Raw genomic sequence first — 23,924 nt, 5'->3', positions numbered from 1 at the left:
AACCCGTTCAGGAGATCCATGATGCGTATATTTCTTACCGGCGCGAGCGGATTTATCGGCTCACGTATTCTTCCGGCCCTGCAGGCGTCGGGCCATCAGGTTATCGGCCTCGCGCGCAGCGACACCGCAGCGCAGACCCTGAAAGCGGCAGGCGTCGAGGTGCACCGCGGCACGCTGGACGCCCCGGACTCGCTACTGGCTGGCGTCGAGGGCGCTGACGCGGTGATCCATACCGCCTTCGACCACGACTTCAGCCGCTTTGCCGCCAACTGCGAGAAAGACCGCCAGGCGATCCTGACCATGGGTCGGGCGTTGCAAGGCAGCGCGCGGCCGCTGGTCATCACCTCCGGCACATTGATGGGCGACGACGGGAGCGGCGTCCCGGCCCGGGAGTCGTTCTTCAACTCAGGGCACCCCAGCCCGCGCACCGCCTCTGAGCTCGCCGGTCAGCAACTGCTGGAGGCGGGAGTGGATGTTCGGGTGGTTCGCCTGCCGCAGGTACATGACACCGTGCGCCAGGGGCTACTGACCAGCTATATCGAACGCGCGGTCGCCAACGGGGCGGTGGCCCTGCGCGGCGAGGGAAGCAACCGCTGGTCCGCCGCCCATGTCAATGACGTCGCGCGACTGTACGTTAGCGCCCTGCTGCAGGGCGCGGCCGGCGAGCGCTACCATGCGGTGGACGAAGAGGGGATCGCGTTACGCGATATTGCTACGGTAATTGCTCAGGGATTAAACCTGCCGCTGACCCACCTGGATGAGTCGCAGGTCGACGCCTGGTTCGGCTGGTTTGCGCCGTTTACCGCCCTTGACCTGCGCGCCAGCTCAGCATGGACCCGTGAGCGATTGCAGTGGCAGCCGGTTGGCCCCGGGCTGCTGGAGGACCTGCGGAATATGGATTACCAAAAAGTGACGTTGTCACGATAAGCGAGCGAAACCCTCTGTTTAATTTTCTGACGGGCTCGCCCTCTGCCCGTCAGTCCCTCTGCTTTCTCCCCGCTATACTGAATATATCTCCCCGGCGTCAGCGTCTGTTTCATCGTCTGGCAAACCGCGGCCAAACAGACCTGACTGGCGATATCGGCGATAAAAAGTTACCATGTTTCAATATACAGACTCGGTTCCGCTACTATTTTAATCAATTGACTGAATACTATACGCTCCCGGTAACCGCATTATCCCTCAGGCTTGTTGAAGGCGGTGGTGAATGTCTATAAATCTTAATAAGATAGAGTTCAACTCTATAATCAAACAGAAAATATGCGCCTGAAATTGTCATCTCTCCTGGCAGCCGTTTCCCTGCTGTGTGGGCAGGCCTTTGCCGCCCCTGTGCTCCCTGACCGCGCCGATATCCGCGACAGCGGTTTCGTCTATTGCGTCAGCGGCCAGGTGAATACCTTTAATCCGCAGAAAGTCAGCAGCGGCCTGATTGTCGATACGCTGGCCGCTCAGATCTACGATCGTCTGCTTGACGTCGATCCCTATACCTACCGGCTGGTCCCCGAGCTGGCGGAGAGCTGGGAAGTCCTTGATAACGGCGCCACCTACCGCTTCCACCTGCGCCGCCATGTCCCGTTTCAACGCACGGCATGGTTTACCCCGACGCGGGACTTCAACGCGGATGATGTGATTTTTACTTTTGGCCGTATTTTTAACCGCGACCATCCGTGGCACAACGTCAACGGCAGCAGCTTCCCTTACTTCGACAGTCTGCAGTTTGCTGACAGCGTGGAGAGTGTGCGTAAGCTGGATAATCAGACCGTGGAGTTTCGCCTCAAGCGGCCGGACGCCTCGTTCCTCTGGCATCTGGCCACTCACTATGCGTCAATTACCTCTGCCGAATATGCCGCCCGCTTAACAAAAGACGACCGCCAGGAGCAGCTGGATCGCCAGCCGGTCGGTACCGGTCCGTTCCAGTTGTCCGAGTACCGCTCCGGGCAATATATCCGCCTGCAGCGTCACCCCGACTACTGGCGCGGCAAACCGTTGATGCCGCAGGTGGTGGTGGACCTCGGCTCCGGTGGTACCGGCCGACTGTCGAAACTGCTCACCGGGGAATGCGACGTGCTGGCCTGGCCCGCCGCCAGCCAGCTGACGATCCTGCGCGACGATCCGCGCCTGCGCCTGACGCTGCGCCCGGGAATGAACATTGCCTGGCTGGCCTTCAACACCGCCAAGCCGCCGCTGGACAATCCTGAGGTGCGGCATGCGCTGGCGCTGGCTATTAACAACCAGCGCCTGATGCAGTCCATCTACTACGGCACCGCGGAAACGGCGGCATCCATGCTACCGCGCGCCTCGTGGGCCTACGATAACGACGCTAAAATTACTGAGTACAATCCCCAGGAAGCCCGCGCCCGCCTGAAGGCCCTGGGGCTGGAAAATCTGACCCTCAAGCTGTGGGTGCCCACCAGCTCTCAGGCATGGAACCCCAGCCCGCTGAAAACGGCGGAGCTGATCCAGGCGGATATGGCGCAGATTGGCGTCAAGGTGATCATCATGCCGGTGGAGGGGCGCTTCCAGGAGGCGCGGCTGATGGACATGAACCATGACCTGACGCTCTCCGGCTGGGCGACGGACAGTAACGATCCGGACAGTTTTTTCCGGCCGCTGCTGAGCTGCGCGGCGATCGCCTCACAAACCAACTTTGCCCACTGGTGTAACCGGGAATTTGATGACGTGCTGCAAAAAGCGCTGCTTTCGCAACAGCTCTCCTCGCGGATGGACGCTTACAAAGAGGCACAGCGGATCCTCGCCCGCGAACTGCCGGTCCTGCCGCTGGCCTCCTCGCTGCGTTTGCAGGCCTATCGCTATGATATGAAAGGCCTCGTGCTGAGCCCCTTCGGTAACGCTTCGTTCGCTGGCGTATCGCGGGAGAAAACCGAAGAGGTGAAAAAACCATGATTATTTTTACCCTGCGTCGTCTGCTGTTGCTGCTGGTCACCCTCTTTTTTCTGACCTTTATCGGCTTCAGCCTGAGTTATTTCACCCCTCATGCGCCGCTACAGGGCGCCTCCCTGTGGAATGCGTGGCTGTTCTGGTTTCAAGGGGTGCTGCACTGGGATTTTGGCGTCTCCAGCATTAACGGCCAGTTGATTTCTGAGCAGCTGCGCGAGGTGTTCCCGGCGACCATGGAGCTGTGCATCCTCGCCTTCGGCTTTGCCCTGCTGATTGGCATTCCGGTGGGCATGATCGCCGGCGTAATGCGCAACAAATGGCCTGATACCCTGATCAGCGCCGTCGCGCTGGTTGGTTTCTCGATCCCGGTGTTCTGGCTGGCGCTGCTCCTGACCCTCTTCTTCTCGCTGACTCTTGGCTGGTTTCCGGTCTCTGGCCGCTTCGATCTGCTGTATGAGGTGAAAACCGTCACCGGTTTTGCGCTGATTGACGCCTGGATCTCGGACTCGCCATGGCGCCATGAGATGATCGTCAGCGCCGCACGGCATATGGTGCTGCCGGTGCTGACCCTGGCGGTGGCGCCCACCACCGAGGTGATCCGCCTGATGCGCATCAGCACCAGCGAGGTGTATGACACCAACTATGTCAAAGCGGCTGCCACCCGTGGCGTGTCGCGACGCAAAATTTTACTGCGCCATGTACTGCACAACGCCCTGCCGCCGGTGATCCCGCGCCTCGGCCTGCAGTTTTCCACCATGCTCACCCTGGCGATGATCACCGAGATGGTGTTCAGCTGGCCCGGACTGGGCCGCTGGCTGATCAACGCGATCCGCCAGCAGGACTACGCGGCGATTTCCGCCGGCGTCATGGTGATTGGCGCACTGGTCATTATCGTCAACGTGATTTCCGATATCCTCGGTGCCATGGCTAACCCGCTGAAACATAAGGAATGGTATGCCCTACGATAGCGTTTATCTGGAAAAGCGTCCGCCCGGCGCGCTGCGCACCGTATGGCGTAAATTCTATGGTGACACCACGGCGATGATCGGCCTGTACGGCTGCGCGGGCCTGCTGCTGCTCTGCGTCTTCGGCGGCTGGTTCGCCCCCTATGGTATCGATCAGCAGTTCCTTGGCTATCAGTTGCTGCCGCCGTCGTGGTCGCGCTATGGCGAAGTCTCCTTCTTCCTGGGAACCGATGACCTGGGCCGCGATGTGCTGAGCCGGCTGCTGAGCGGCGCGGCGCCAACCGTCGGTGGCGCTTTTGTCGTCACCCTCGGCGCGACGCTGTTTGGCCTGGTGCTGGGCGTGATTGCCGGGTCGACTCACGGCCTGCGCTCGGCAGTGATGAACCATATCCTCGATACCCTGCTCTCTATTCCCTCGCTGCTGCTGGCGATTATCGTCGTCGCCTTTGCCGGGCCGCACCTCAGCCATGCGATGTTCGCCGTCTGGCTGGCGCTGCTCCCGCGCATGGTACGTTCAGTCTACAGCCTGGTCCACGATGAGCTGGAGAAAGAGTACATCATCGCCGCCCGCCTCGATGGAGCCTCGACGCTGAACATTCTGCTGTTCGCCATTCTGCCCAATATTGCCTCTGGCCTGGTGACCGAGATCACCCGCGCCCTGTCGATGGCTATTCTGGATATTGCCGCGCTGGGCTTTCTTGATCTCGGCGCCCAGCTGCCTTCGCCGGAATGGGGAGCCATGCTGGGCGATGCGCTGGAGCTTATCTATGTCGCACCGTGGACTGTGATGCTGCCCGGGGCGGCAATTATGCTCAGCGTACTGCTGGTCAACCTGCTGGGCGACGGTATTCGCCGGGCGATCATTGCCGGGGTACAATAATGCCGTTACTCGATATTCGTCACTTAACTATCGAATTTAGAACCAACGAAGGTTGGGTGAAAGCCGTCGATCGCGTCAGTCTGACCCTGACTGAAGGCGAGATCCGCGGCCTGGTGGGCGAATCCGGCTCCGGGAAAAGCCTTATTGCCAAAGCTATCTGCGGGGTGACCAAAGACAACTGGCGGGTCACCGCCGACCGCATGCGCTTCGATGACATCGACCTGCTGCGACTGTCGAACCGCGAGCGGCGGAAACTGATCGGCCATAACGTGTCGATGATTTTTCAGGAGCCGCAGTCCTGTCTTGATCCCTCTGAGCGCATCGGCCAACAGCTGATTCAGAGTATCCCCGGCTGGACCTACAAGGGGCGCTGGTGGCAACGGCTGGGCTGGCGTAAGCGCCGGGCCATCGAGCTGTTGCACCGCGTCGGCATTAAAGATCACAAAGATGCCATGCGCAGTTTCCCCTATCAGTTGACCGAGGGCGAGTGCCAGAAGGTGATGATTGCCATCGCCCTGGCCAACCAGCCGCGCCTACTGATCGCCGATGAACCGACCAACGCCATGGAGCCAACGACTCAGGCGCAGATTATCCGCCTGCTGACGCGGCTCAATCAGAACAACAACACCACCATTTTGCTGATCAGCCACGATCTGCAGATGCTCAGCAAATGGGCGGATAAAATCAACGTCATGTACTGCGGGCAGACGGTGGAGAGCGGGCCCAGCGAAGAGCTGGTCACCCTGCCGCATCACCCCTATACCCAGGCGTTAATCCGCGCGATCCCGGATTTTGGCAGCGCCATGCCGCATAAAAGCCGCCTCAACACCCTGCCAGGGGCGATCCCTCTGCTGGAGCAGCTGCCCATCGGCTGCCGTCTGGGGCCGCGCTGCCCTTACGCCCAGCGCGAGTGTATCGAAACGCCGCGTCTTACCGGGGCGCGCAACCATCTGTACGCCTGTCATTTCCCGCTGAACATGGAGAAAGAGTGAAATGGTCGAAACATTGCTGGAAGTTCGCCAACTCAGTAAGACCTTTCGCTACCGCACCGGCTGGTTTCACCGCCAGACGGTGGAGGCCGTCAAGCCGCTGAGTTTTACCCTGCGTGAACGCCAGACGCTGGCGATTATCGGCGAGAACGGCTCCGGGAAATCCACCCTCGCCAAGATGCTGGCGGGCATGGTGGAACCCACCAGCGGCGAGCTGTTGATCGACGACCATCCGCTGACTTTCGGGGACTACTCCTACCGCAGCCAGAAGATTCGTATGATCTTTCAGGATCCGTCGACCTCACTGAATCCGCGCCAGCGCATCTCGCAGATCCTCGATTTTCCACTGCGGCTGAATACCGACCTCGACGCCGAGGCGCGGCAAAAGCAGATTATCGACACGCTGCGCATGGTCGGTCTGCTGCCGGACCACGTCAGCTATTACCCCCATATGTTGGCGCCCGGGCAGAAGCAGCGTCTCGGCCTCGCCCGGGCGCTGATCCTGCGCCCGAAGGTCATCGTCTGCGATGAGGCGTTGGCCTCGCTGGATATGTCGATGCGCTCCCAGCTCATCAATCTGATGCTGGAGCTGCAGGAGAAACAGGGCATCTCCTATATCTATGTCACTCAGCACCTGGGAATGATGAAGCACATCAGCGATCAAGTGCTGGTGATGCATAACGGCGAAGTGGTCGAGCGCGGCAGCACTGCCGATGTGCTGGCCTCACCGCTGCACGACCTGACCCGACGCCTGATCGCCGGCCACTTCGGTGAAGCCCTCACCGCCGACGCCTGGCGCAAAGACGGGAAATAGCTGGCAGGCGACGGCAGGGGCGGCCCTCACGCCGCCCTTGTCATTCAGGTGGAAGGGAAAAGACTCTGCGCCGGCAGCGACCGGCGGTCAAAGCGGCGCAGCGCGTAGTAAAGAACCCCGGTGCCAAACCAGCCTATTATCCATGAGACATCGTTACCGGCGAAGATCCACGTGAGCGAACCATGGAACAACGGGTTCTCAATGAACGGCAACTGGATAAGCACACCGACGATATACAGGGTGATCGCGTACAGGTTCCAGAACCCGTAGCGTTGCTGCGGGTCGCTTAGCGCCGGAATATCGATGGCGCCCTTCGAGATAAGATAATAATCCGTCAGACAGATGGCGCTCCACGGCACGAAGAACGCCAGCAGAAACAGAAGAAAATGCGTGAAATGCTTTAAGAAAGCGGGTTCGCTAAGCAACGCGATAATGCAGGAAGCCGTCACCATCAGCACCACGAATGCAATGCGACACTTTTGCGACAGCACGGTTTGCCGGCGGAAGGCGGAAACAATGGTGGTCAGCGACATAAAGCTGCCGTACGCATTGAGGGTAGTGAAGGTAATTTTACCAAAACAGATGGCGAAATAGATAACCATGGCCATCGCCTGACTCTTACCTAATCCCACCAGATAGCTCACCTCGTGACCAGGGAACGCGCTGCCGGCAATGGCCGCTGTCAGACCCCCGAGCGTCATCGACGTTTGGGTGCCCAATACGGTGCCGAAAAACACTGAGCACCACGTTTTCGTGGCGGAAACATCGCGTGGCAGGTAGCGCGAATAGTCGGATACATAGGGGCAAAAAGCGATCTGCCACGATGAGGAGAGCGATACGGCTAATAAAAACGTCGGCAGCGAAAAATGGTTATTGTGCGCGAGCGCACTGAGATCGGCCGAAAGTAGCAGCGTGATGAACATATAAACGAAGGCGAGAATTCCGACGATACTCGCCAGTTTGCCCAGCTTGTGGATCACCTTATAACCGAGGACGGCGATAACGATAATAATCGCACTGAATATCAGCATCCCGGCTACGTGGCTGATATTCAGTAGTTTGGCCATTGCCTGCCCGGCCAATACGGTGCCGCTGGCAGAAAAACCGATATACATGACGCAAACCAGCACCAGCGGCACCACCGCGCCAAAAACCCCAAACTGGGCGCGGCTAAGGATCATTTGCGGAAGTCCCAGTCGCGGTCCCTGCAGCGCATGCAGAGACATCACCGCCGCCCCCAGCATCTGACCGACCAGCAGCCCGACCAGAGACCACACTACATCGCCGCCCAGCACAACGGCTAAAGCGCCAGTGACAATCGCCGTAATTTGCAGATTGCCGCCAAACCAAAGGGTGAACTGGCTAAAAGGGTGTCCATGCCGTTCGCTTTCCGGGATGTAATCAATCGACCGCCTTTCACTCATTCCAGCATAATTGCTCTTTGACTGCCCGTCTGTAGACGAAAACGAAGACATAGGTTCCTCACTCAAGTTATTAATATCACCTCACTCAATCGTTCTTGTATATACAAGCATTGACAACTCAGCGCCTTGCATGCACTCTCATTTTGTGACGAATATGTAAAATATTTGTATTACAGAAAGTTACTAAACTAGCTCAAGGCGGTGCTTATTGTTGACGCCGGAAGCGATTAACTAAGGTATGCTGCCCATGATGGTCCCTTTTCAACTTTCGACGCTCCCCGTCACGCCGTGGAAAAACGGCGGCGGAGAGACGCGCGAAATCATCTGCGTACCCGCTCCAGACGCCCCCTTTCTCTGGCGAGCCAGCATCGCCACTTTGCAGGCGGATGGTCCTTTTTCCCCCTTCCCCGGCGTCGACCGGGTGATCACCCTGCTGGCGGGACGACCGCTACGACTGTGCGGCGGGGACATCGACCATCCGCTGACGCTCTGGCAGCCGTGGGCGTTCCCCGGCGAATGGGCGCTGTCCAGCGTCGGGATCGTTGAGCCAGGGCTGGACTTCAATATCATGACCCAGCGCGGACGTGCCTCGGCGAGTGTAAAGGTGATAAACGACCAGCAACGCCCTGCTACTGAGGGAGTCGCTTATGTTCTTCAGGGCGAGTGGGATCTGGCCGGGCAGCGAAGTGCGGCCGGCAGCGGTCTCTGCTGGCGCGGTGAATCCCCTGGCGAGCTGCAGCCCCTCAGTGCCAACGGGTGTCTGCTGCTGGCGGAGATCGCGCTCAAATAATCATCAGAAGAGAGAGTATACTGGAGCTATCGCGATACGCTTTTGCTCCGCACGCCGCGGGCGCGGCTGAAAAATATCGTGACACAAGGGGTCGTCAGTGGGATATAATTCCCGGCTAAATTTGAGTTATTTTGAAATAACAATGTTAACGTTATGATTGTTAAAGTAAAAATAAGCAATAACGATAAGGATTAAAGCTATGGGTTTTCTTTCCGGTAAGCGCATTTTGATCACTGGCGTCGCCAGCAAACTGTCCATCGCCTACGGTATTGCGCAAGCAATGCACCGCGAAGGCGCGGAACTGGCATTCACCTATCAGAATGAAAAACTGAAAGGTCGCGTAGAAGAATTTGCTGCCGCGCTGGGTTCTGACATTGTGCTGCCGTGCGACGTTGCTGAAGATGAGAGCATCACCGCGCTGTTCACCGAGCTGGAAAAAGTCTGGCCGAAATTCGATGGTTTCGTCCACTCTATCGGTTTTGCCCCGGCTGACCAGTTAGACGGCGACTACGTTGACGTTGTCACCCGCGACGGCTTTAAAATCGCGCACGACATCAGCGCCTACAGCTTCGTGGCGATGGCCAAAGTCTGCCGCAGCATGCTGAACCCGGGCTCTGCTCTGCTGACGCTCTCCTACCTGGGCGCAGAGCGCGCGATCCCGAACTACAACGTAATGGGTCTGGCCAAAGCCTCTCTGGAAGCTAACGTCCGCTATATGGCTAACGCCATGGGTCCGGAAGGCGTTCGCGTCAACGCCATCTCTGCCGGTCCGATCCGTACGCTGGCTGCTTCTGGCATTAAAGATTTCCGTAAAATGCTGGCGCACTGCGAAGCGGTCACCCCGATCCGTCGCACCGTCACCATTGAAGATGTGGGCAACAGCGCAGCCTTCCTGTGCTCTAACCTGTCCGCGGGTATCTCCGGTGAAGTCGTTCACGTTGACGGCGGGTTCAATATCGCCGCCATGAACGAGCTGGAACTGAAGTAAGTTCTTTCCCTCCTCACCCCGGTGAGGAGGGTTCTTCCTTCCCCCCATCCCTTACGCTCCCCCTGTTATTCCAATCGGCTATTTGTTAGCACGTATCAATATTTTCTCCTGCTTCCGGGTTACGCCAGGATAGTTCTGCATAAACGATCCGCGGAACGGCGGTTCGCCACATACCGAACAAGGAAAGCCCATGGAGCCACGCCGCGTGAATGGCAAAAACCACTGGTATCACGAAACCCAGTCAACAATCTGCCCGGTGGATGTTCTACCGCTTGTCCCTGAAGCCGCCCATGTTGAAGACCGCTTTTTGCTGGACCTGACGCTGCCGGAAGCCTGGCTACACATCCACGCAGGCTGGCTGCACCCCGCTCGCCAGCTGGCAGAGCGGTTGTTTCCCGACCAGGTGGCGGTGAGTCGCCTGCAGACCTTTACCGCCTACGATCGCCTGAGCACCGCGCTGACTGTCGCCCAGGTTTATGGTGTCCAGCGGTTGTGTAACCACTATGCCGCCCGCCTGGCTCCCCTCCCTGGCCCTGACTCTTCGCGCGAGAGCAACCGTCGCCTGGCGCAGATCACTCAGTATGCTCGTCAGCTCGCCAGTTCGCCCTCCGTCATTAACGCCCTCTCGCGCAGCCAGCTGGACGAAGTGGGTTTAACCAGCCGGGATATTATCCTGATCAACCAGATTATCGGTTTCGTGGGCTTCCAGGCCCGGGCGATTGCCGTCCTGCAGGCGGCGCTGGGCTATCCGGTGCGCTGGATCCCCGGCATGCCTCAGCAAGAGGAGGCCCCTGCCGAACTGTTCACCGCGCCACCAGGAGAGTGGCAGAGCGACCTTGAGGATCCCGATCTGCAGTATGCCGATGATGAGCGCCAGCGGCGCATCGCCGGCTGGCAGTCGCTGCCCGGTCTGGGTGAGCTGGCCCCACTGCTGGCCTGCGACCCACCGTTGTTCACGCCTCTGGAGACCTTGATCCGCCAGCTCAGCACGGATGATACCTTTGGCCCGCAGGTCGCCTTACTCGCGGCGCGCACCAATGGCAGCCCCACCTGTTTTGACGCCTGGCTCCCCCACTGGCAGGGTGAAGAGGAGTTCGCCAGTCATCTGCGGGAGGGCGACCAGGCCCTCCATCACTGGCTCCAGCAGCATCCTCAGTCCCGGTCTCTCGTGACCGCGGTGCAGCTGTTAACCCGCTCGCCGGACCGGTTTAGCGCCGCCCAGTTAACGCCCCTCGCGGAATATGGACTCTCTGCGGAACAAGCGATCGATCTGTTGACCTGGAGCGGGCTGTGCGGATGGATGAATCGTCTGAAAATCGCCCTCGGCAATGTGCGTCAGCAGACGTAAATTGCTGAAACAGCGCTTGCTGCGGCAGGCATATTCGCGTAAAAATGTCAGCCGCTCTTTTAGCCACGAAAATACCTAATTATGTTTCAGGATAACCCGCTGCTAGCGCAGCTTAAACAGCAACTGCATTCCCAGACGCCGCGCGCGGAAGGGGTCGTTAAGGGCACGGAAAAGGGCTTTGGCTTCCTCGAAGTGGACGCTCAGAAGAGCTACTTCATTCCGCCGCCGCAGATGAAAAAAGTGATGCATGGCGACCGTATCGTCGCGGTGATCCATTCTGAAAAAGATCGCGAAAGCGCCGAACCAGAAACCCTGGTTGAGCCGTTCCTGACCCGTTTCGTCGGTAAAGTCCAGAAGAAAGACGATCGCCTCGCTATCGTTCCTGACCATCCGCTGCTGAAAGATGCCATTCCCTGCCGCGCCGCCCGTGGCGTTGAGCATGATTTCAAACAGGGTGACTGGGCCGTCGCCGAGATGCGCCGTCATCCGTTAAAAGGCGACCGCGGGTTTTACGCGGAGCTGACCCAGTTCATCACCTTCAGCGACGATCACTTCGTCCCCTGGTGGGTAACCCTGGCGCGCCATAACCTCGAAAAAGAAGCGCCGGACGGCGTGGCCACGGAAATGCTCGATGAAGGGCTGACGCGCCGCGATTTAACCGCTCTCGACTTCGTCACTATCGACAGCGCCAGCACCGAAGATATGGACGATGCGTTGTACGTCGAATCCACTGCTGATGGCAAACTGCTGCTGACGGTCGCCATTGCTGACCCGACCGCCTGGATTGCCGAAGGTAGCAAGCTGGATAAGGCCGCAAAAGTGCGCGCCTTTACCAACTATCTGCCGGGCTTCAATATTCCGATGCTGCCCCGCGAGCTGTCAGACGACCTGTGCTCCCTGCGCGCTAACGAAGTGCGCCCGGTGCTGGCCTGCCAGATGACTCTGGAGGCCGATGGCACCATCGAAGACAACATCGAATTCTTTGCCGCCACCATCGAGTCGAAAGCCAAGCTGGCCTATGACGATGTCTCTGACTGGCTGGAAGGCCGCGGCAGCTGGCAGCCGGGCAGCGACGCGATCGCGCAGCAAATTAAACTGTTGAAGGACGTGTGCCAGCGTCGTAGCGAATGGCGTCAGACCCATGCGCTGGTGTTCAAAGACCGTCCGGACTACCGTTTCGTTCTTGGCGAAAAAGGCGAAGTGCTGGATATCGTCGCGGAACCACGTCGCATTGCCAACCGTATTGTCGAAGAGTCGATGATCGCCGCCAACATCTGTGCCGCCCGCGTTCTGCGCGACAAGCTCGGCTTCGGCGTTTATAACGTCCATACCGGCTTCGACCCGGCGAATACCGAACAGCTGGCGGCGCTGCTGAAAACCCACGACGTGCACGTCGACCCGACGGAGGTGCTGACGCTGGAAGGGTTCTGCAAGCTGCGCCGGGAACTGGACGCCCAGCCGACCGGATTCCTCGACAGCCGCATCCGCCGCTTCCAGTCGTTTGCGGAAATCAGCACCGAGCCAGGCCCGCACTTTGGCCTCGGCCTTGAGGCCTATGCCACCTGGACCTCGCCGATCCGTAAATATGGCGACATGATCAACCACCGTCTGCTGAAGGCCATCATCAAAGGCGAGACCATTGCGCGCCCGCAGGATGATGCCACCGTACAGATGGCGGAGCGCCGTCGTCTTAACCGGATGGCAGAGCGCGACGTCGCCGACTGGCTGTATGCCCGTTTCCTCAACGATAAAGCCGGGACCGATACCCGTTTTGCGGCGGAGATCATCGACATCAGCCGCGGCGGGATGCGCGTGCGCCTGGTGGACAATGGCGCGGTCGCCTTTATTCCGGCCCCCTTCCTCCACGCCGTTCGCGACGAACTGGTGTGCAGCCAGGAGAACGGCACCGTGCAGATCAAGGGTGAGGTGGTCTACAAAGTGACTGACGTTATCGATGTCACCATCGCCGAAGTCCGCATGGAAACTCGCAGCATTATTGCGCGTCCGGCAGTCTGACGCCTCTTCACAGCGGTTCCTCCGGGAACCGCTGCTTCTTTCCTCTCCATCCTGCTATTTCCGTCGCACCGATTAAGGTTGTGCGTTTTTTTCGCTTCTCTTTTTCATCCATTTTTAGCATCATTGATTTCATTCGTTTTTGTTACCAGGATAATGCCATGTCAGATGTGAATGCCCACCTGCTCGCCCAACGTATCGATACCGTGCTGGATATTCTGGTTGCCGGTGATTACCACTCAGCGATCCATAATCTGGAAATCCTCAAAGCGGAGCTGCTGGCACTGGCGGCGGACGACGCTGAGCAAAAAAACCAGCCCAAGGCTCCCTGGGAAATCTGATTATCGCCCATGCCGCAACCGGTGACTCATACCGGTTGCTCGCCATATAGCCCCCTAACAGTGATGTTGCTATGAACGCCCGACAACAAAGTATTTTGCAAGTGGTCATTGATAAAGGCCGGATGAGCGTCGCCGATCTGGCGAAGATGACCGGTGTCTCAGAGGTCACCATTCGCCAGGATCTGAATCTGCTGGAAAAGCAGAGCTATTTGCGCCGCACCCATGGCTATGCAGTCCCACTGGACAGTGAAGATGTTGAAACCCGCATGATGACCCATTTCGCCATTAAACGTGAACTGGCCAGCCGGGCGGCGGCGCTGGTAAGCGCCGGCGAAACGGTATTCATCGAAAACGGCAGCAGCAACGCCCTGCTGGCGCGCACCCTCGCCGAACGCGGCGATATCACCATCATAACCGTCAGCAGCTATATCGCCCATCTGCTGAAAGAGACGCCGGGAGAGGTGATCCTGCTGGGCGGGATTTACCAGAAACGCAGTGAAAGCATGGTGGGCCCGCTGACCCGCCAGTTCATCCAGCAGGTGCATTTCAGCAAAGCCTTCATCGGGATCGATGGCTGGCAGGCAGAAACCGGCTTTACCGGTCGCGATATGATGCGTGCGGATGTGGTTAACGCCGTGCTGGAAAAGCACTGTGAAGCGATTATTCTCAGCGACAGCTCGAAATTCAGCGCGGTTCATCCCTATCCCCTCGGTCCCGCCGGGCGCTTTAACCGCGTTATTACCGACGATCGCCTGCCGGCCGCCTGCCGCGACCAGTTACTGCACAGCGGCCTGACCGTCGATATCGTGCCATACGTCTGATCTTTACCCGCCCCGAGCCATGCCAATGCGCCATTCGGGGCGATATTACGCTCTGAGAGTATTCCGAGCTGCTAATTAAGATTTTTTACCTGACGATACATTTAAAAAAAAGTAAAATTATTATTAGCGATATAACAGGAAGTGACTATCACCTGCGTGATTTTCGTGACACCTGCGCACCCTAACTTCATGGAATTGCCCTAAAGCTGCTATTTCAGGCTATGCTTAAAGGAGCGTAGTATCCATGAATAGATTATTCAGGAGAAAAAAATGATGACTTCAACGAGCAAAAAAATGGCTGCCGTCGTTCTGGCTGTCACTGTAGCAATGTCTCTGAGCGCTTGTTCTAACATGTCTAAACGCGACCGTAACACCGCTATCGGTGCTGGCGCCGGCGCCATCGGTGGTGCGGTGTTAACTGACGGTAGCGCACTCGGAACCCTGGGTGGCGCGGCGGTCGGTGGTATTATTGGTCACCAGGTTGGCAAATAATATAATTACCTGACGAAATAAAAGAATAATTCACACGAATTGACTTACGCACGTTAAATCATTCAAGGCCGCGGCATTCACCGCGGCCTTGTTATTTCAGCATTACTTTAATTATTGCCGAAATAGCACTCAGCCACCGGCTAACTTAACCTTCATTCCTTTCGCCTCGAGCAGCGATTTGAGCAAATCCCGTTTGTCACCCTGGATCTCGATCACGCCATCTTTCACCGCACCGCCGCAGCCACATTTCTTTTTCAGCTCTGTAGCCAGGGCGTTCAGCGCGGCATCGTCAGCATCGATGCCGCTAATCAGGCACACGCCTTTGCCCTTGCGACCGCTGGTCTGGCGCTGAATACGGACAATACCATCGCCTTTAGGCCGCACCGGCGCCGGTTTCGCTTCGTCGATACGCCCGGTTTCCGTAGAGTAGACCAGGCGGCTATTGGAATCGCTCATTATGCCTCCTTTGACAACGAGACGTTGATCGCCCGCAGCGTTGCGGCAGGATCGGCCGACTGAGTGACCGGGCGACCAATAACCATATAATCCACCCCCGCCGCCTGGGCCTGCTCGGGAGTCATAATCCGCCGCTGATCCCCGGCCTCGCTCCCCTGCGGACGGATCCCCGGGGTCACCAGCTTAAACGCCTGCCCCATCTCCTGTTTGAAGCGCACCGCCTCCTGAGCTGAGCACACGACCCCGTCAAGACCACAGCGTTGGGTCAGCGCTGCCAGCTTCGCCGCGTAATCAGCCGGGGATAAGGTAATGCCCAGATCCTGCAGGTCGCTGGCCTCCATGCTGGTGAGTACGGTGACGGCGATCAGCAGCGGAGCCTCTTTACCAAACGGCAGCAGCGCTTCACGCGCGGCGGTCATCATCCGCGCGCCGCCGGAGGCATGGACATTCACCATCCATACGCCGAGTTCGGCCGCCGCCGCCACCGCGCGGGCCGTGGTATTGGGGATATCGTGAAACTTAAGGTCAAGGAACACCTCGAACCCGCGCTGGTGCAGATCGCGAACAAACTGCGGGCCCAACAGGGTGAACATCTCTTTGCCCACCTTCAGGCGGCAGTCTCGCGGGTCGATGCGGTCGACAAATGCCAGCGCTTTATCGCGATTATCATAGTCGAGCGCAACCACAACGGGAGAGGATGTGACAGCGCGGGAAGATGTGATAGCTGTAGACGTCATGACCAGACCTTAGTGTTGATGGGCGCCAGGGCGGCGCAAAAAAGGTAAACGGGCAGCATTCTACCTGTGATGCTAACAAAATAACAGGCTGCTGTAGTAGCGCTGGCCGGACGATGGCGCTGCCGGGGCCGCGCGTGGAGAGGAGAGAAGCGATAAGTATGTTGTAACTAATGGCGGGATTTTTTTTGACTTTATTGGCCGTCGAGACCGCGAATGGGTTTGATGGTGGCCCACGAGCGGCAGGATGGGCAGTGCCAGTAGAGCGTATGAGCAGTAAAGCCGCATTTCTGGCAGCGATAGCGCGGTTTGCTGCGCACCTGCTCGCCGACCATATTTCTTAGCACCCCGAGGCTTTCTTTAGCGCGCCCTTCTTCCGCTTCGTTGAGATGGTAGTCCATCAGCTTATGGAAGACGCGCATGGTCGGGTGACGTTCCAGCTGCCGGGTAACGTAGTTTTGCGCGGCTTCGACCCCTTCCCGTTGCTCGAGGATCTGCGCCAGCATCAGTTCAGCGGTGGCCCCGGTGTTCTCATCCACACAACGGCGCAGGAAAACCTCCCACTCTTCGGCTTTACCCAGTTGCTGGTAGCAGGTCTGCAGCATCTCCAGCGTCTCACCGACCAGCTCTTTATCCTGATCGATAACCCGCTCAAGGCTCTCTACCGCTTTGGCGTAATCACCCTTTTCCATCCACACCCGGCCCATCATTATTGAGACCCGGGCGCTGTTGCGGTCTGCGGCGGCGCCTTTCTTCAGCAGCGCCATCGCTTTATCCAGATCGTTGGCCGCCATCTGCTGCAGGGCCAGTTCACACCAGAAATTGGCGATTTCGCCACGATGTTTCTCTTTACCCAGCTTCACCAGCCGTTCAGCGACTTCGATCGCTGACTGCCAGTCGCTGGTCGCCTGGTAGATCTGCAGCAGCTGCTGCAGAGCGCTCAGGCGGAAATCGGTCTCATCCACCAGCTGTTTGAACATATCTTCCGCACGATCGTACAACCCGGCGGCCATATAGTCGCGCCCCAGCTGCTGGACGGCCAGCAGGCGCTGATCGTAGGTTAACGATGCGCTTTCCATCAGGCTCTGATGAATACGGATCGCGCGGTCAACCTCGCCGCGCGAGCGGAACAGGTTACCGAGCGTCAGGTGGGCCTCAACGGTGCCGGTATCCTCTTTCAACATATCAAGGAACAGATCGACGGCTTTATCCTGCTGGTTGCTAAGCAGGAAGTTAACCCCCGCCACGTAATCCCGTGACAGGCGGTTGGCATCGTCCTGTTTGGACTGTTGTGCACTTCTGCGCCCCATGTACCAGCCGTAGGCGGCGGCAACGGGTAAAAGCAGAAACAACAACTCCAGCATAAGAGGTTATTCCTTCACGGCAGGCACGCCTGCGTCGACAGCGACCGGGCTGACGGGGGCAATCTGGTGCTCAAGGCGCTTAATTTTTCGCTCCGCGCGCGCCAGCGAGACACGCACCCGCAGCCAGAACAAGCCGCAGATCAGCCAGCCAATGGCAAAGCCTGCGGCGAACAGCACCGCCAGCAGTGTCGAAATGCGGAATTCACCCTGCGCGAGTAAATAGTTGAACGTGACCTGTTGGTCATTCTGCGCCCCCAGCGTCACTGAAATGACGAAGATTGCTAGCACCAGTAAGAAAATGAGTAAATATTTCACATGACTTCCCGTTATGTGGGTTGCGCGAAAAAAAGCCCGCTTTCAGCCCTATAAAGTATCATTTTCGCCGCAGCGGTGGAATGAAAAAGCATGGCAACTGTACAGGATATGCGGTCGGATGCCGCTAAAATCAACATTATTCTGCTTCGGGCATCCGTTTTTTAATATCCTGCGCCTCTTCTCCCGGCGGCGAGAGCGGCCCGCACAGGCGCTGCGTCAACCAGCAGGCCACCGTGACCAACAGCCAGGAGATCAGCGTGGCGACAATGAGATCCAGCGGCCAGTGCATGCCCAGCGCCAGGCGACTGCCCATCACCGCCGTCGCCCATACCAGCAGCACGGCGACCGTGCCCCAACGCCGACGCGGCCACAGCAGCCCGGCGGCCAGCAGCGCCCAGCTGGCGGCGAACATCGTGTGACCCGACGGGAAAGCAAAGCCTGTCTCTTTCTGCCAGTGCTTGCGTAAAAACGGCGGAATGTCCTGCGCCTGCGCCAGCTGGGCATGCACCAGTTTAGCGCGTTCTTTACGCTTCAACGCATAGAATTGCGTCACCGGCACCTGTCTTGAGTTTTCCAGCCAGATGACAAAGGGTCTCGGCTCCTGAACCCGCGCTTTGACCCAGGATTTAACCCCCTGTCCCACCAGGATGGCGGCGGCAAGAATCAGGAACAGGATCAGTGCCGCGCGCAGCCGGTAGCGAAGACACCAGAGAAACCAGCCGCACAGTGCAACATGCGTGATAATTCCCCACGGCTGCGTCACCGTTTCCGTCACCCACCAGAGGGTTTTCAACATAGCAACCGGCAGTCCTGGCTGCCACAGCCAACCAGACAGCCAGACCGTAACAGGCATAACAAGCAGCAGCGCTGCCGCGAGAGCGGTTCGTTGGGCAATCAACAGCATTTTCTCTCCTTCTCCTTGTAGATGAACATCATAGCGGAAAGTAGTTCGTTTGTGCGCTTTCCACGCGGCTAACCGTTCGCGATTAGGAGAACGTCCCGGCCTTGTGGCAAAATAGCGGCAAACAGAAAGCACATTCAGGTGCTGACAGAATCTGGAGAATCACATGCAGCTTAAACGTGTGGCAGAAGCCAAACTGCCAACCCCATGGGGCGATTTCCTGATGGTGGGTTTTGAAGAACTGGCAACCGGACAAGATCATGTCGCGCTGGTGTATGGCGATATCTCGGGGCAGTCGCCGGTCCTGGCCCGCGTCCATTCAGAGTGTTTGACGGGCGATGCCCTGTTTAGCCTGCGCTGTGATTGCGGCTTTCAGCTGGAAGCGGCCCTGTCGCATATCGCCGAAGAAGGTCGGGGGATCCTGCTCTATCACCGCCAGGAAGGACGCAACATTGGTTTATTGAATAAAATCCGCGCCTACGCGCTGCAGGATCAGGGCTACGACACCGTTGAGGCGAACCATCAGCTGGGCTTCGCCGCCGATGAGCGCGACTTCACCCTGTGCGCCGATATGTTCAAACTGCTCAACGTTGAGCAGGTTCGGTTATTAACCAATAACCCGAAAAAAGTGGAAATTCTTACCGAAGCCGGGATCAACATTGTGGAGCGGGTACCGCTGATCGTCGGGCGTAACCCGAAAAATGCTCACTACCTGGATACTAAAGCCGCCAAAATGGGCCATTTGCTGAACAGCAAGCCGGCGGAATAAACCGATTGAATAAAAGAGAAAGGGCCAGCGATGCTGGCCCTTTGTTTTACAGCATATTGCGGATAACGTAGTGCAGGATGCCGTCGTTGCGGTAGTAGGTGAGCTCGGTCGCGGTGTCGATACGGCACCGACAAGGGATCACTTCCTGCGAGCCGTCAGGGCGAGTCAGGGTCACCGGCACCGTAGCGCCAGGCTGAAGCGACTGCAGATTGCTGATATCAATCCGCTCTTCCCCGGTCAACTGCAGCGTTTTACGGGTGACGCCCTGCGGGAACTCCAGCGGCAAAATCCCCATCCCGATCAGGTTGGAGCGGTGGATACGTTCGAAGGACTCGGCGATCACTACCCGAATGCCCAGCAGGCGCGGCCCCTTCGCCGCCCAGTCGCGGCTGGAACCTGAGCCATACTCCTTACCGGCAATCACCGCCAGCGGTATGCCTTCCGCTTTATACTGCATCGCCGCATCGTAGATCGCCACCGGTTCGCGGTCCGGCAGATGTCGGGTCATACCGCCTTCCACTCCCGGTACCATTTCGTTACGAATACGGATATTGGCGAAGGTGCCACGCATCATCACCTCATGGTTACCGCGACGGGAACCATAGGAGTTAAAGTCGCGCCGGGCAACCCCATGCTCCTGCAGATAGCGGCCTGCCGGGCTATCGGCTTTGATGCTCCCCGCCGGCGAAATGTGGTCAGTGGTCACTGAATCGCCCAGCATGGCGAGGATCCGCGCGCCATGAATATCCTCTACCGGCAGCGGTTCGACGCCCATCTCGTCAAAGAACGGCGACAGGCGAATATAAGTCGAGTCCTTCTGCCAGTCATAGGTATCTGACGCCTCCACCTTGATTGCTTTCCACTCCTCGGTACCGGAAAATACTTCCGCGTACTCTTTGCGGAACATCTCAGTGGAGACCTGTTCCACCGCACGGGCAATCTCCTCCCCACTCGGCCAGATATCTTTCAGATAAACCGGTTCGCCATCGCTGCCCTGCCCCAACGGCTCGCGGGTGAGATCGATATTCATGTTCCCCGCCAGGGCGTAAGCGACGACCAGCGGCGGCGAGGCCAGCCAGTTGGTTTTCACCAGCGGATGGATACGCCCTTCGAAGTTACGGTTACCGGAAAGCACCGCCCCGACGGTCAGATCGCCCTTTTTGATCGCCTCTTCGATAGGTTCCGGCAACGGACCGGAGTTACCGATACAGGTGGTACAGCCATATCCCACCAGATTGAAGCCGAGCTGGTCGAGGTAAGGCGTCAGGCCGGCATGAGCCAGATAATCCGACACCACTTTCGAGCCTGGCGCCAGGGAAGCTTTTACCCACGGCTGCGGCTGCAGGCCACGCTCGACGGCTTTTTTCGCCAGCAGACCGGCGGCCATCAGCACGCTGGGGTTGGAGGTATTGGTACAGGAAGTAATGGCCGCAATGGCCACGGCGCCGTCCGGTAGCGAATAGTGATGCCCGTTCAGCGTATAATCCACCGGCTGGCGCTGACGCTGAGGATGGTTAACTTCCAGCTCGCCGCTGGCAGCAAAGGCTTTCGGCACATCGCCGAGCGCCACGCGATCCTGCGGCCGTTTCGGCCCGGCAAGGCTTGCCTCAACGCTGCCCATGTCCAGCGCCAGGGTGCTGGTAAAGACCGGCTCCTCGCCCGGCTGGCGCCACATGCCCTGCGCTTTGGCATAGGCTTCCACCAGGGCGACCTGTTCTTCGCTACGGCCGCTCAGACGCATATAGCTAAGCGTCACATCATCGATCGGGAAGAAACCACAGGTGGCGCCATATTCCGGGGCCATATTGGCGATAGTGGCGCGATCGGCCAGGGGTAAGGTATCCAGGCCATCGCCGTAGAATTCAACAAACTTGCCGACGACACCGTGCTGGCGCAGCATCTGGGTGACCGTCAGCACCAGATCGGTGGCGGTGATGCCTTCGCGCAGTTTGCCGCTGAGCTTAAAGCCCACGACATCCGGGATCAGCATCGACACCGGCTGACCCAACATGGCGGCTTCCGCTTCAATCCCGCCCACGCCCCAGCCCAGTACGCCGAGACCGTTAATCATGGTGGTATGAGAGTCGGTGCCCACCAGGGTATCCGGCCACGCCATCCACTTCCCATTCACCTCTTCGCTCCAGACGGCCCGACCGAGGTATTCCAGGTTGACCTGGTGACAAATACCGGTGCCCGGCGGCACTACGCTGAAGCGGCTGAAGGCCTGTTGTCCCCAGCGCAGAAAAGCGTAACGTTCGTGGTTACGCTCCATTTCCAGACGGACGTTATCTTCGAAGGCCTCGTCATCGCCGAAACGGTCGACGGTGACCGAGTGGTCGATCACCAGATCGACGGGCGACAGCGGATTCACTTTCGCGGTGTCGCCGCCCAGGCGCTTCACCGCCTCGCGCATGGCGGCCAGATCCACGACTGCCGGCACGCCGGTAAAGTCCTGCATCAGGACGCGCGCGGGACGGTAAGCGATCTCCCGGTCGGCATGGGCCTGTTGCAGCCAGCCGGCCAGGGCACGAATATCTTCTTCTGTCACCGAGTCACCGTCCTGCCAGCGCAGCAGGTTCTCCATCAGCACCTTCAGCGACTTAGGCAGTCGACTGAGATCGCCCAGCTGTTTCTCTGCCAGCGGCAGACTGTAGTAATGCCAGGTTTTCTCGTTGACCAGCAGCGTGTCCTTACTGGCTTCTCGTAGGGTTGACGACATAGCTCCTCCTTTATCTCAGGGATGGCATACCCTGATTCTCCTCAGGGTCTCCATTAAAGATAACACATACCGAGCATAACACTTTGATAACAACCCAAATTGCTAAATGCGCCGAGGTCGACAGTGATTAATCGGGAATTATCCTGGAATCGGAGAAATAGCACCAAAATAGTGCAGAAGCGATGATTAAGACGATATTGTATTAGTACACGAGGACAAAAAAAGAGCTAATCGGCCAGCTGGCTATGATTAGCTCTTGTGAGTGATTTCAGATTGGATGAATCCAGCGGCAAAATATATTCTCCCTGTATTGCCGGTCACTGATTTTATATTACAGTTTCCTTTCACTGTCATAAAAATGACATGTATCTACAACGATGACCTACAGCTTTAGCTGACAATCCAGATGTTGCAGATGGTAAGCGCGATGATGCTCCAGAACATCGCCAGCCCTACCAACACTACGCCCCATACGCGACTACGCAGAACGGGATCGATTTCGGTTTTGTCATTCTCGTATGACATCGCCAGTTTCATGTAATCGATATTACTTATCATATTGTCACCACCAATTGCTCAAATCATCAGGTACAGATAAATCTTAATTATGGATAAAAGATTAATCCAGTGAATTTAGGCCTGATGGAATATATTTAACCGGTTATTTGATCGCGGCGGGCATAATGACAAACGTGTTGCCAGAAATTATTAATTTTGTGATTGGTTCGAGGTTTAAGATGTTAAATTAGGACCATGATAGTCAATGGCACTCCCCACAGGGAATGCCATTATTTTTTTAAGGGTTATTTTTCCGGAAGTTTTATATCTTTAAACATCGCTTCAATATCTTCATTCGACCGCAAAGCCACCGCGGTATCCACGACATCCCGGGTCAGATGGGGTGCAAAACGTTGAATAAAATCATACATGTAGCTTCGTAAGAAGGTGCTACGGCGGAAACCAATTTTGGTGGTGCTGTGGCTGAATATACCGTTCGCATCCAGCTTCACCAGGTCCGGGTCAGAGACCGGATCGACTGCCATGCTGGCTATCACCCCGACCCCAAGCCCCAGGCGAACATAGGTTTTGATCACGTCGGCATCAGTGGCGGTAAAGACAATGCGCGGCGTCAGACCCGCACGGTTAAACGCGGTATCCAGTTCCGAACGGCCGGTAAAGCCAAAGGTATAGGTCACCAGCGGGTACTGCGCCAGCTCTTCAATGGAAACCGAGCCCTTCGCGGCCAGAGGATGCTCAGGCGTCACCACAATCGACCGGTTCCAGTGATAGCATGGCAACATCACCAGATCGTCATACAGATGCAGCGCCTCGGTGGCGATGGCGAAGTCGGCGTTGCCTTTCGATACGGCTTCTGCAATCTGGGTTGGCGAGCCCTGATGCATATGCAGCGACACGCGCGGGTAGCGTTCAATAAAGCCCTTGATCACCCCCGGTAACGCATAGCGCGCCTGAGTATGGGTCGTCGCCACATATAACGACCCTTTATCAGGCCAGGTATGCTCCCCGGCGACAGATTTAATCGCATCGACTTTCGATAATACCTCGCGGGCGATACGGATGATCTCCTGCCCGGCTGGTGTCACCTGAGTTAAATGTTTGCCGCTGCGGGCGAAAATCTGGATGCCCAGCTCATCTTCCAGCATGCGGACCTGCTTACTGATGCCCGGCTGGGAGGTATAAAGCCCTTCGGCGGTGGATGAAACATTCAGGTTATGGTTCACCACCTCTACGATGTAGCGAAGCTGTTGTAGTTTCATGCTGATATCCGTTTGCGCGTAAAATGAAGCCGCTTAATACACTTTACGTTCAGGCAACTTGTCGACCGTGAGGCCAGCCTCCCGGCAGTTGGCCGTAGTGGCGCCGCAACGCATCCTGAAAGCGA

At 57.7% G+C, this 23,924-nt stretch carries 23 protein-coding genes; 14 read left to right on the top strand and 9 right to left on the bottom strand.

Features of this window, described 5'->3' with window-relative positions:
• Positions 1 to 18 precede the first annotated feature (18 nt).
• The 6 genes from SPE70_RS10590 (at position 19) to sapF (ending at position 6,546) form a co-directional block, all read left to right on the top strand.
• On the top strand, positions 19 to 927 hold the full coding sequence (locus tag SPE70_RS10590; protein WP_162499979.1) for an SDR family oxidoreductase: 909 nt from the start codon (positions 19 to 21) through the stop codon (positions 925 to 927).
• 333 nt (positions 928 to 1,260) lie between these two features.
• Positions 1,261 to 2,904 (top strand): ABC transporter substrate-binding protein SapA, encoded by a 1,644-nt coding sequence (gene sapA, locus SPE70_RS10585; protein WP_012542027.1) that lies wholly within the window; start codon positions 1,261 to 1,263, stop codon positions 2,902 to 2,904.
• Positions 2,901 to 3,866, top strand: a complete 966-nt coding sequence (sapB, locus tag SPE70_RS10580; RefSeq protein WP_008805241.1) for a putrescine export ABC transporter permease SapB — start codon at positions 2,901 to 2,903, stop codon at positions 3,864 to 3,866. Before sapA ends, sapB begins: the two co-directional genes overlap by 4 nt.
• Positions 3,853 to 4,743 (top strand): putrescine export ABC transporter permease SapC, encoded by an 891-nt coding sequence (gene sapC, locus SPE70_RS10575; RefSeq protein WP_008807805.1) that lies wholly within the window; start codon positions 3,853 to 3,855, stop codon positions 4,741 to 4,743. Before sapB ends, sapC begins: the two co-directional genes overlap by 14 nt.
• On the top strand, positions 4,743 to 5,735 hold the full coding sequence (gene sapD, locus SPE70_RS10570) for a putrescine export ABC transporter ATP-binding protein SapD (protein ID WP_008807804.1): 993 nt from the start codon (positions 4,743 to 4,745) through the stop codon (positions 5,733 to 5,735). The genes sapC and sapD overlap by 1 nt, the downstream gene beginning before the upstream one ends.
• Before the next feature lies 1 nt (position 5,736).
• Positions 5,737 to 6,546: a putrescine export ABC transporter ATP-binding protein SapF gene (gene sapF, locus SPE70_RS10565; protein WP_004140269.1), complete on the top strand. Its 810-nt coding sequence runs from the start codon at positions 5,737 to 5,739 to the stop codon at positions 6,544 to 6,546.
• Positions 6,547 to 6,590: 44 nt separating this feature from the next.
• Here the strand turns inward: sapF and SPE70_RS10560 are convergent, their stop codons facing one another.
• Positions 6,591 to 7,970, bottom strand: a complete 1,380-nt coding sequence (locus SPE70_RS10560; protein WP_063106097.1) for a purine-cytosine permease family protein — start codon at positions 7,968 to 7,970, stop codon at positions 6,591 to 6,593.
• 247 nt (positions 7,971 to 8,217) lie between these two features.
• Here SPE70_RS10560 and SPE70_RS10555 point away from each other — a divergent pair, with 247 nt between their 5' ends.
• The 7 genes from SPE70_RS10555 to osmB all read left to right on the top strand — a co-directional run bounded on the left by SPE70_RS10555 (position 8,218) and on the right by osmB (position 14,763).
• Positions 8,218 to 8,760, top strand: coding sequence for a HutD/Ves family protein (locus SPE70_RS10555; protein ID WP_063106167.1), 543 nt, complete (start codon positions 8,218 to 8,220; stop codon positions 8,758 to 8,760).
• Between the two features lie 199 nt (positions 8,761 to 8,959).
• The gene (gene fabI, locus SPE70_RS10550; RefSeq protein WP_064170168.1) at positions 8,960 to 9,748 is read left to right on the top strand and encodes an enoyl-ACP reductase FabI; all 789 of its coding nucleotides are present in this window, start codon (positions 8,960 to 8,962) and stop codon (positions 9,746 to 9,748) included.
• 190 nt (positions 9,749 to 9,938) lie between these two features.
• A complete protein-coding gene (locus SPE70_RS10545; RefSeq protein WP_012542042.1) occupies positions 9,939 to 11,096 on the top strand; it encodes a carboxymuconolactone decarboxylase family protein in 1,158 nt (385 codons plus the stop codon).
• Between the two features lie 81 nt (positions 11,097 to 11,177).
• On the top strand, positions 11,178 to 13,112 hold the full coding sequence (locus tag SPE70_RS10540) for an exoribonuclease II (protein WP_063106096.1): 1,935 nt from the start codon (positions 11,178 to 11,180) through the stop codon (positions 13,110 to 13,112).
• Between the two features lie 158 nt (positions 13,113 to 13,270).
• Complete coding sequence (locus SPE70_RS10535) at positions 13,271 to 13,450, top strand: protein YciZ/DeoL (protein WP_012542045.1); 180 nt, start codon at positions 13,271 to 13,273, stop codon at positions 13,448 to 13,450.
• A gap of 71 nt (positions 13,451 to 13,521) precedes the next feature.
• On the top strand, positions 13,522 to 14,271 hold the full coding sequence (locus tag SPE70_RS10530; RefSeq protein ID WP_008807793.1) for a DNA-binding transcriptional regulator YciT: 750 nt from the start codon (positions 13,522 to 13,524) through the stop codon (positions 14,269 to 14,271).
• Positions 14,272 to 14,544: 273 nt separating this feature from the next.
• Positions 14,545 to 14,763: an osmotically-inducible lipoprotein OsmB gene (gene osmB, locus SPE70_RS10525; RefSeq protein WP_002901783.1), complete on the top strand. Its 219-nt coding sequence runs from the start codon at positions 14,545 to 14,547 to the stop codon at positions 14,761 to 14,763.
• Between the two features lie 129 nt (positions 14,764 to 14,892).
• Here the strand turns inward: osmB and yciH are convergent, their stop codons facing one another.
• From yciH to pgpB, 5 genes are all read right to left on the bottom strand, one after another.
• Positions 14,893 to 15,219 carry a stress response translation initiation inhibitor YciH gene (gene yciH, locus SPE70_RS10520; RefSeq protein ID WP_063106095.1) on the bottom strand — a complete coding sequence of 109 codons (327 nt, stop codon included), beginning with the start codon at positions 15,217 to 15,219 and terminating at the stop codon, positions 14,893 to 14,895.
• The gene (pyrF, locus tag SPE70_RS10515; RefSeq protein ID WP_012542046.1) at positions 15,219 to 15,956 is read right to left on the bottom strand and encodes an orotidine-5'-phosphate decarboxylase; all 738 of its coding nucleotides are present in this window, start codon (positions 15,954 to 15,956) and stop codon (positions 15,219 to 15,221) included. The genes yciH and pyrF overlap by 1 nt, the downstream gene beginning before the upstream one ends.
• Before the next feature lie 191 nt (positions 15,957 to 16,147).
• Positions 16,148 to 17,317, bottom strand: coding sequence for a lipopolysaccharide assembly protein LapB (gene lapB / locus SPE70_RS10510; protein ID WP_008807790.1), 1,170 nt, complete (start codon positions 17,315 to 17,317; stop codon positions 16,148 to 16,150).
• A gap of 6 nt (positions 17,318 to 17,323) precedes the next feature.
• Positions 17,324 to 17,632, bottom strand: a complete 309-nt coding sequence (locus SPE70_RS10505) for a LapA family protein (protein ID WP_012542047.1) — start codon at positions 17,630 to 17,632, stop codon at positions 17,324 to 17,326.
• A 136-nt stretch (positions 17,633 to 17,768) separates the two neighbouring features.
• On the bottom strand, positions 17,769 to 18,536 hold the full coding sequence (gene pgpB, locus SPE70_RS10500; protein ID WP_032730147.1) for a phosphatidylglycerophosphatase B: 768 nt from the start codon (positions 18,534 to 18,536) through the stop codon (positions 17,769 to 17,771).
• Between the two features lie 163 nt (positions 18,537 to 18,699).
• On the opposite strand from pgpB, the gene ribA reads away from it, so the two are divergent.
• A complete protein-coding gene (ribA, locus tag SPE70_RS10495; protein WP_008807788.1) occupies positions 18,700 to 19,302 on the top strand; it encodes a GTP cyclohydrolase II in 603 nt (200 codons plus the stop codon).
• A gap of 46 nt (positions 19,303 to 19,348) precedes the next feature.
• Here the strand turns inward: ribA and acnA are convergent, their stop codons facing one another.
• The 3 genes from acnA to cysB form a co-directional block, all read right to left on the bottom strand.
• Positions 19,349 to 22,021 carry an aconitate hydratase AcnA gene (gene acnA, locus SPE70_RS10490; protein WP_324726582.1) on the bottom strand — a complete coding sequence of 891 codons (2,673 nt, stop codon included), beginning with the start codon at positions 22,019 to 22,021 and terminating at the stop codon, positions 19,349 to 19,351.
• A gap of 390 nt (positions 22,022 to 22,411) precedes the next feature.
• Positions 22,412 to 22,579 (bottom strand): YmiA family putative membrane protein, encoded by a 168-nt coding sequence (locus SPE70_RS10485; protein WP_002901776.1) that lies wholly within the window; start codon positions 22,577 to 22,579, stop codon positions 22,412 to 22,414.
• A gap of 245 nt (positions 22,580 to 22,824) precedes the next feature.
• The gene (gene cysB / locus SPE70_RS10480) at positions 22,825 to 23,799 is read right to left on the bottom strand and encodes an HTH-type transcriptional regulator CysB (RefSeq protein ID WP_008807786.1); all 975 of its coding nucleotides are present in this window, start codon (positions 23,797 to 23,799) and stop codon (positions 22,825 to 22,827) included.
• Positions 23,800 to 23,924: the final 125 nt, after the last annotated feature.

It is taken from the genome of Klebsiella sp. ZJOU C1 (assembly GCF_035620215.1).
Lineage (GTDB): Bacteria > Pseudomonadota > Gammaproteobacteria > Enterobacterales > Enterobacteriaceae > Klebsiella > Klebsiella variicola.
The sequence above is the reverse complement of the archived record's forward strand: the minus strand, read 5'-3'. Positions and strand labels throughout refer to the sequence as shown.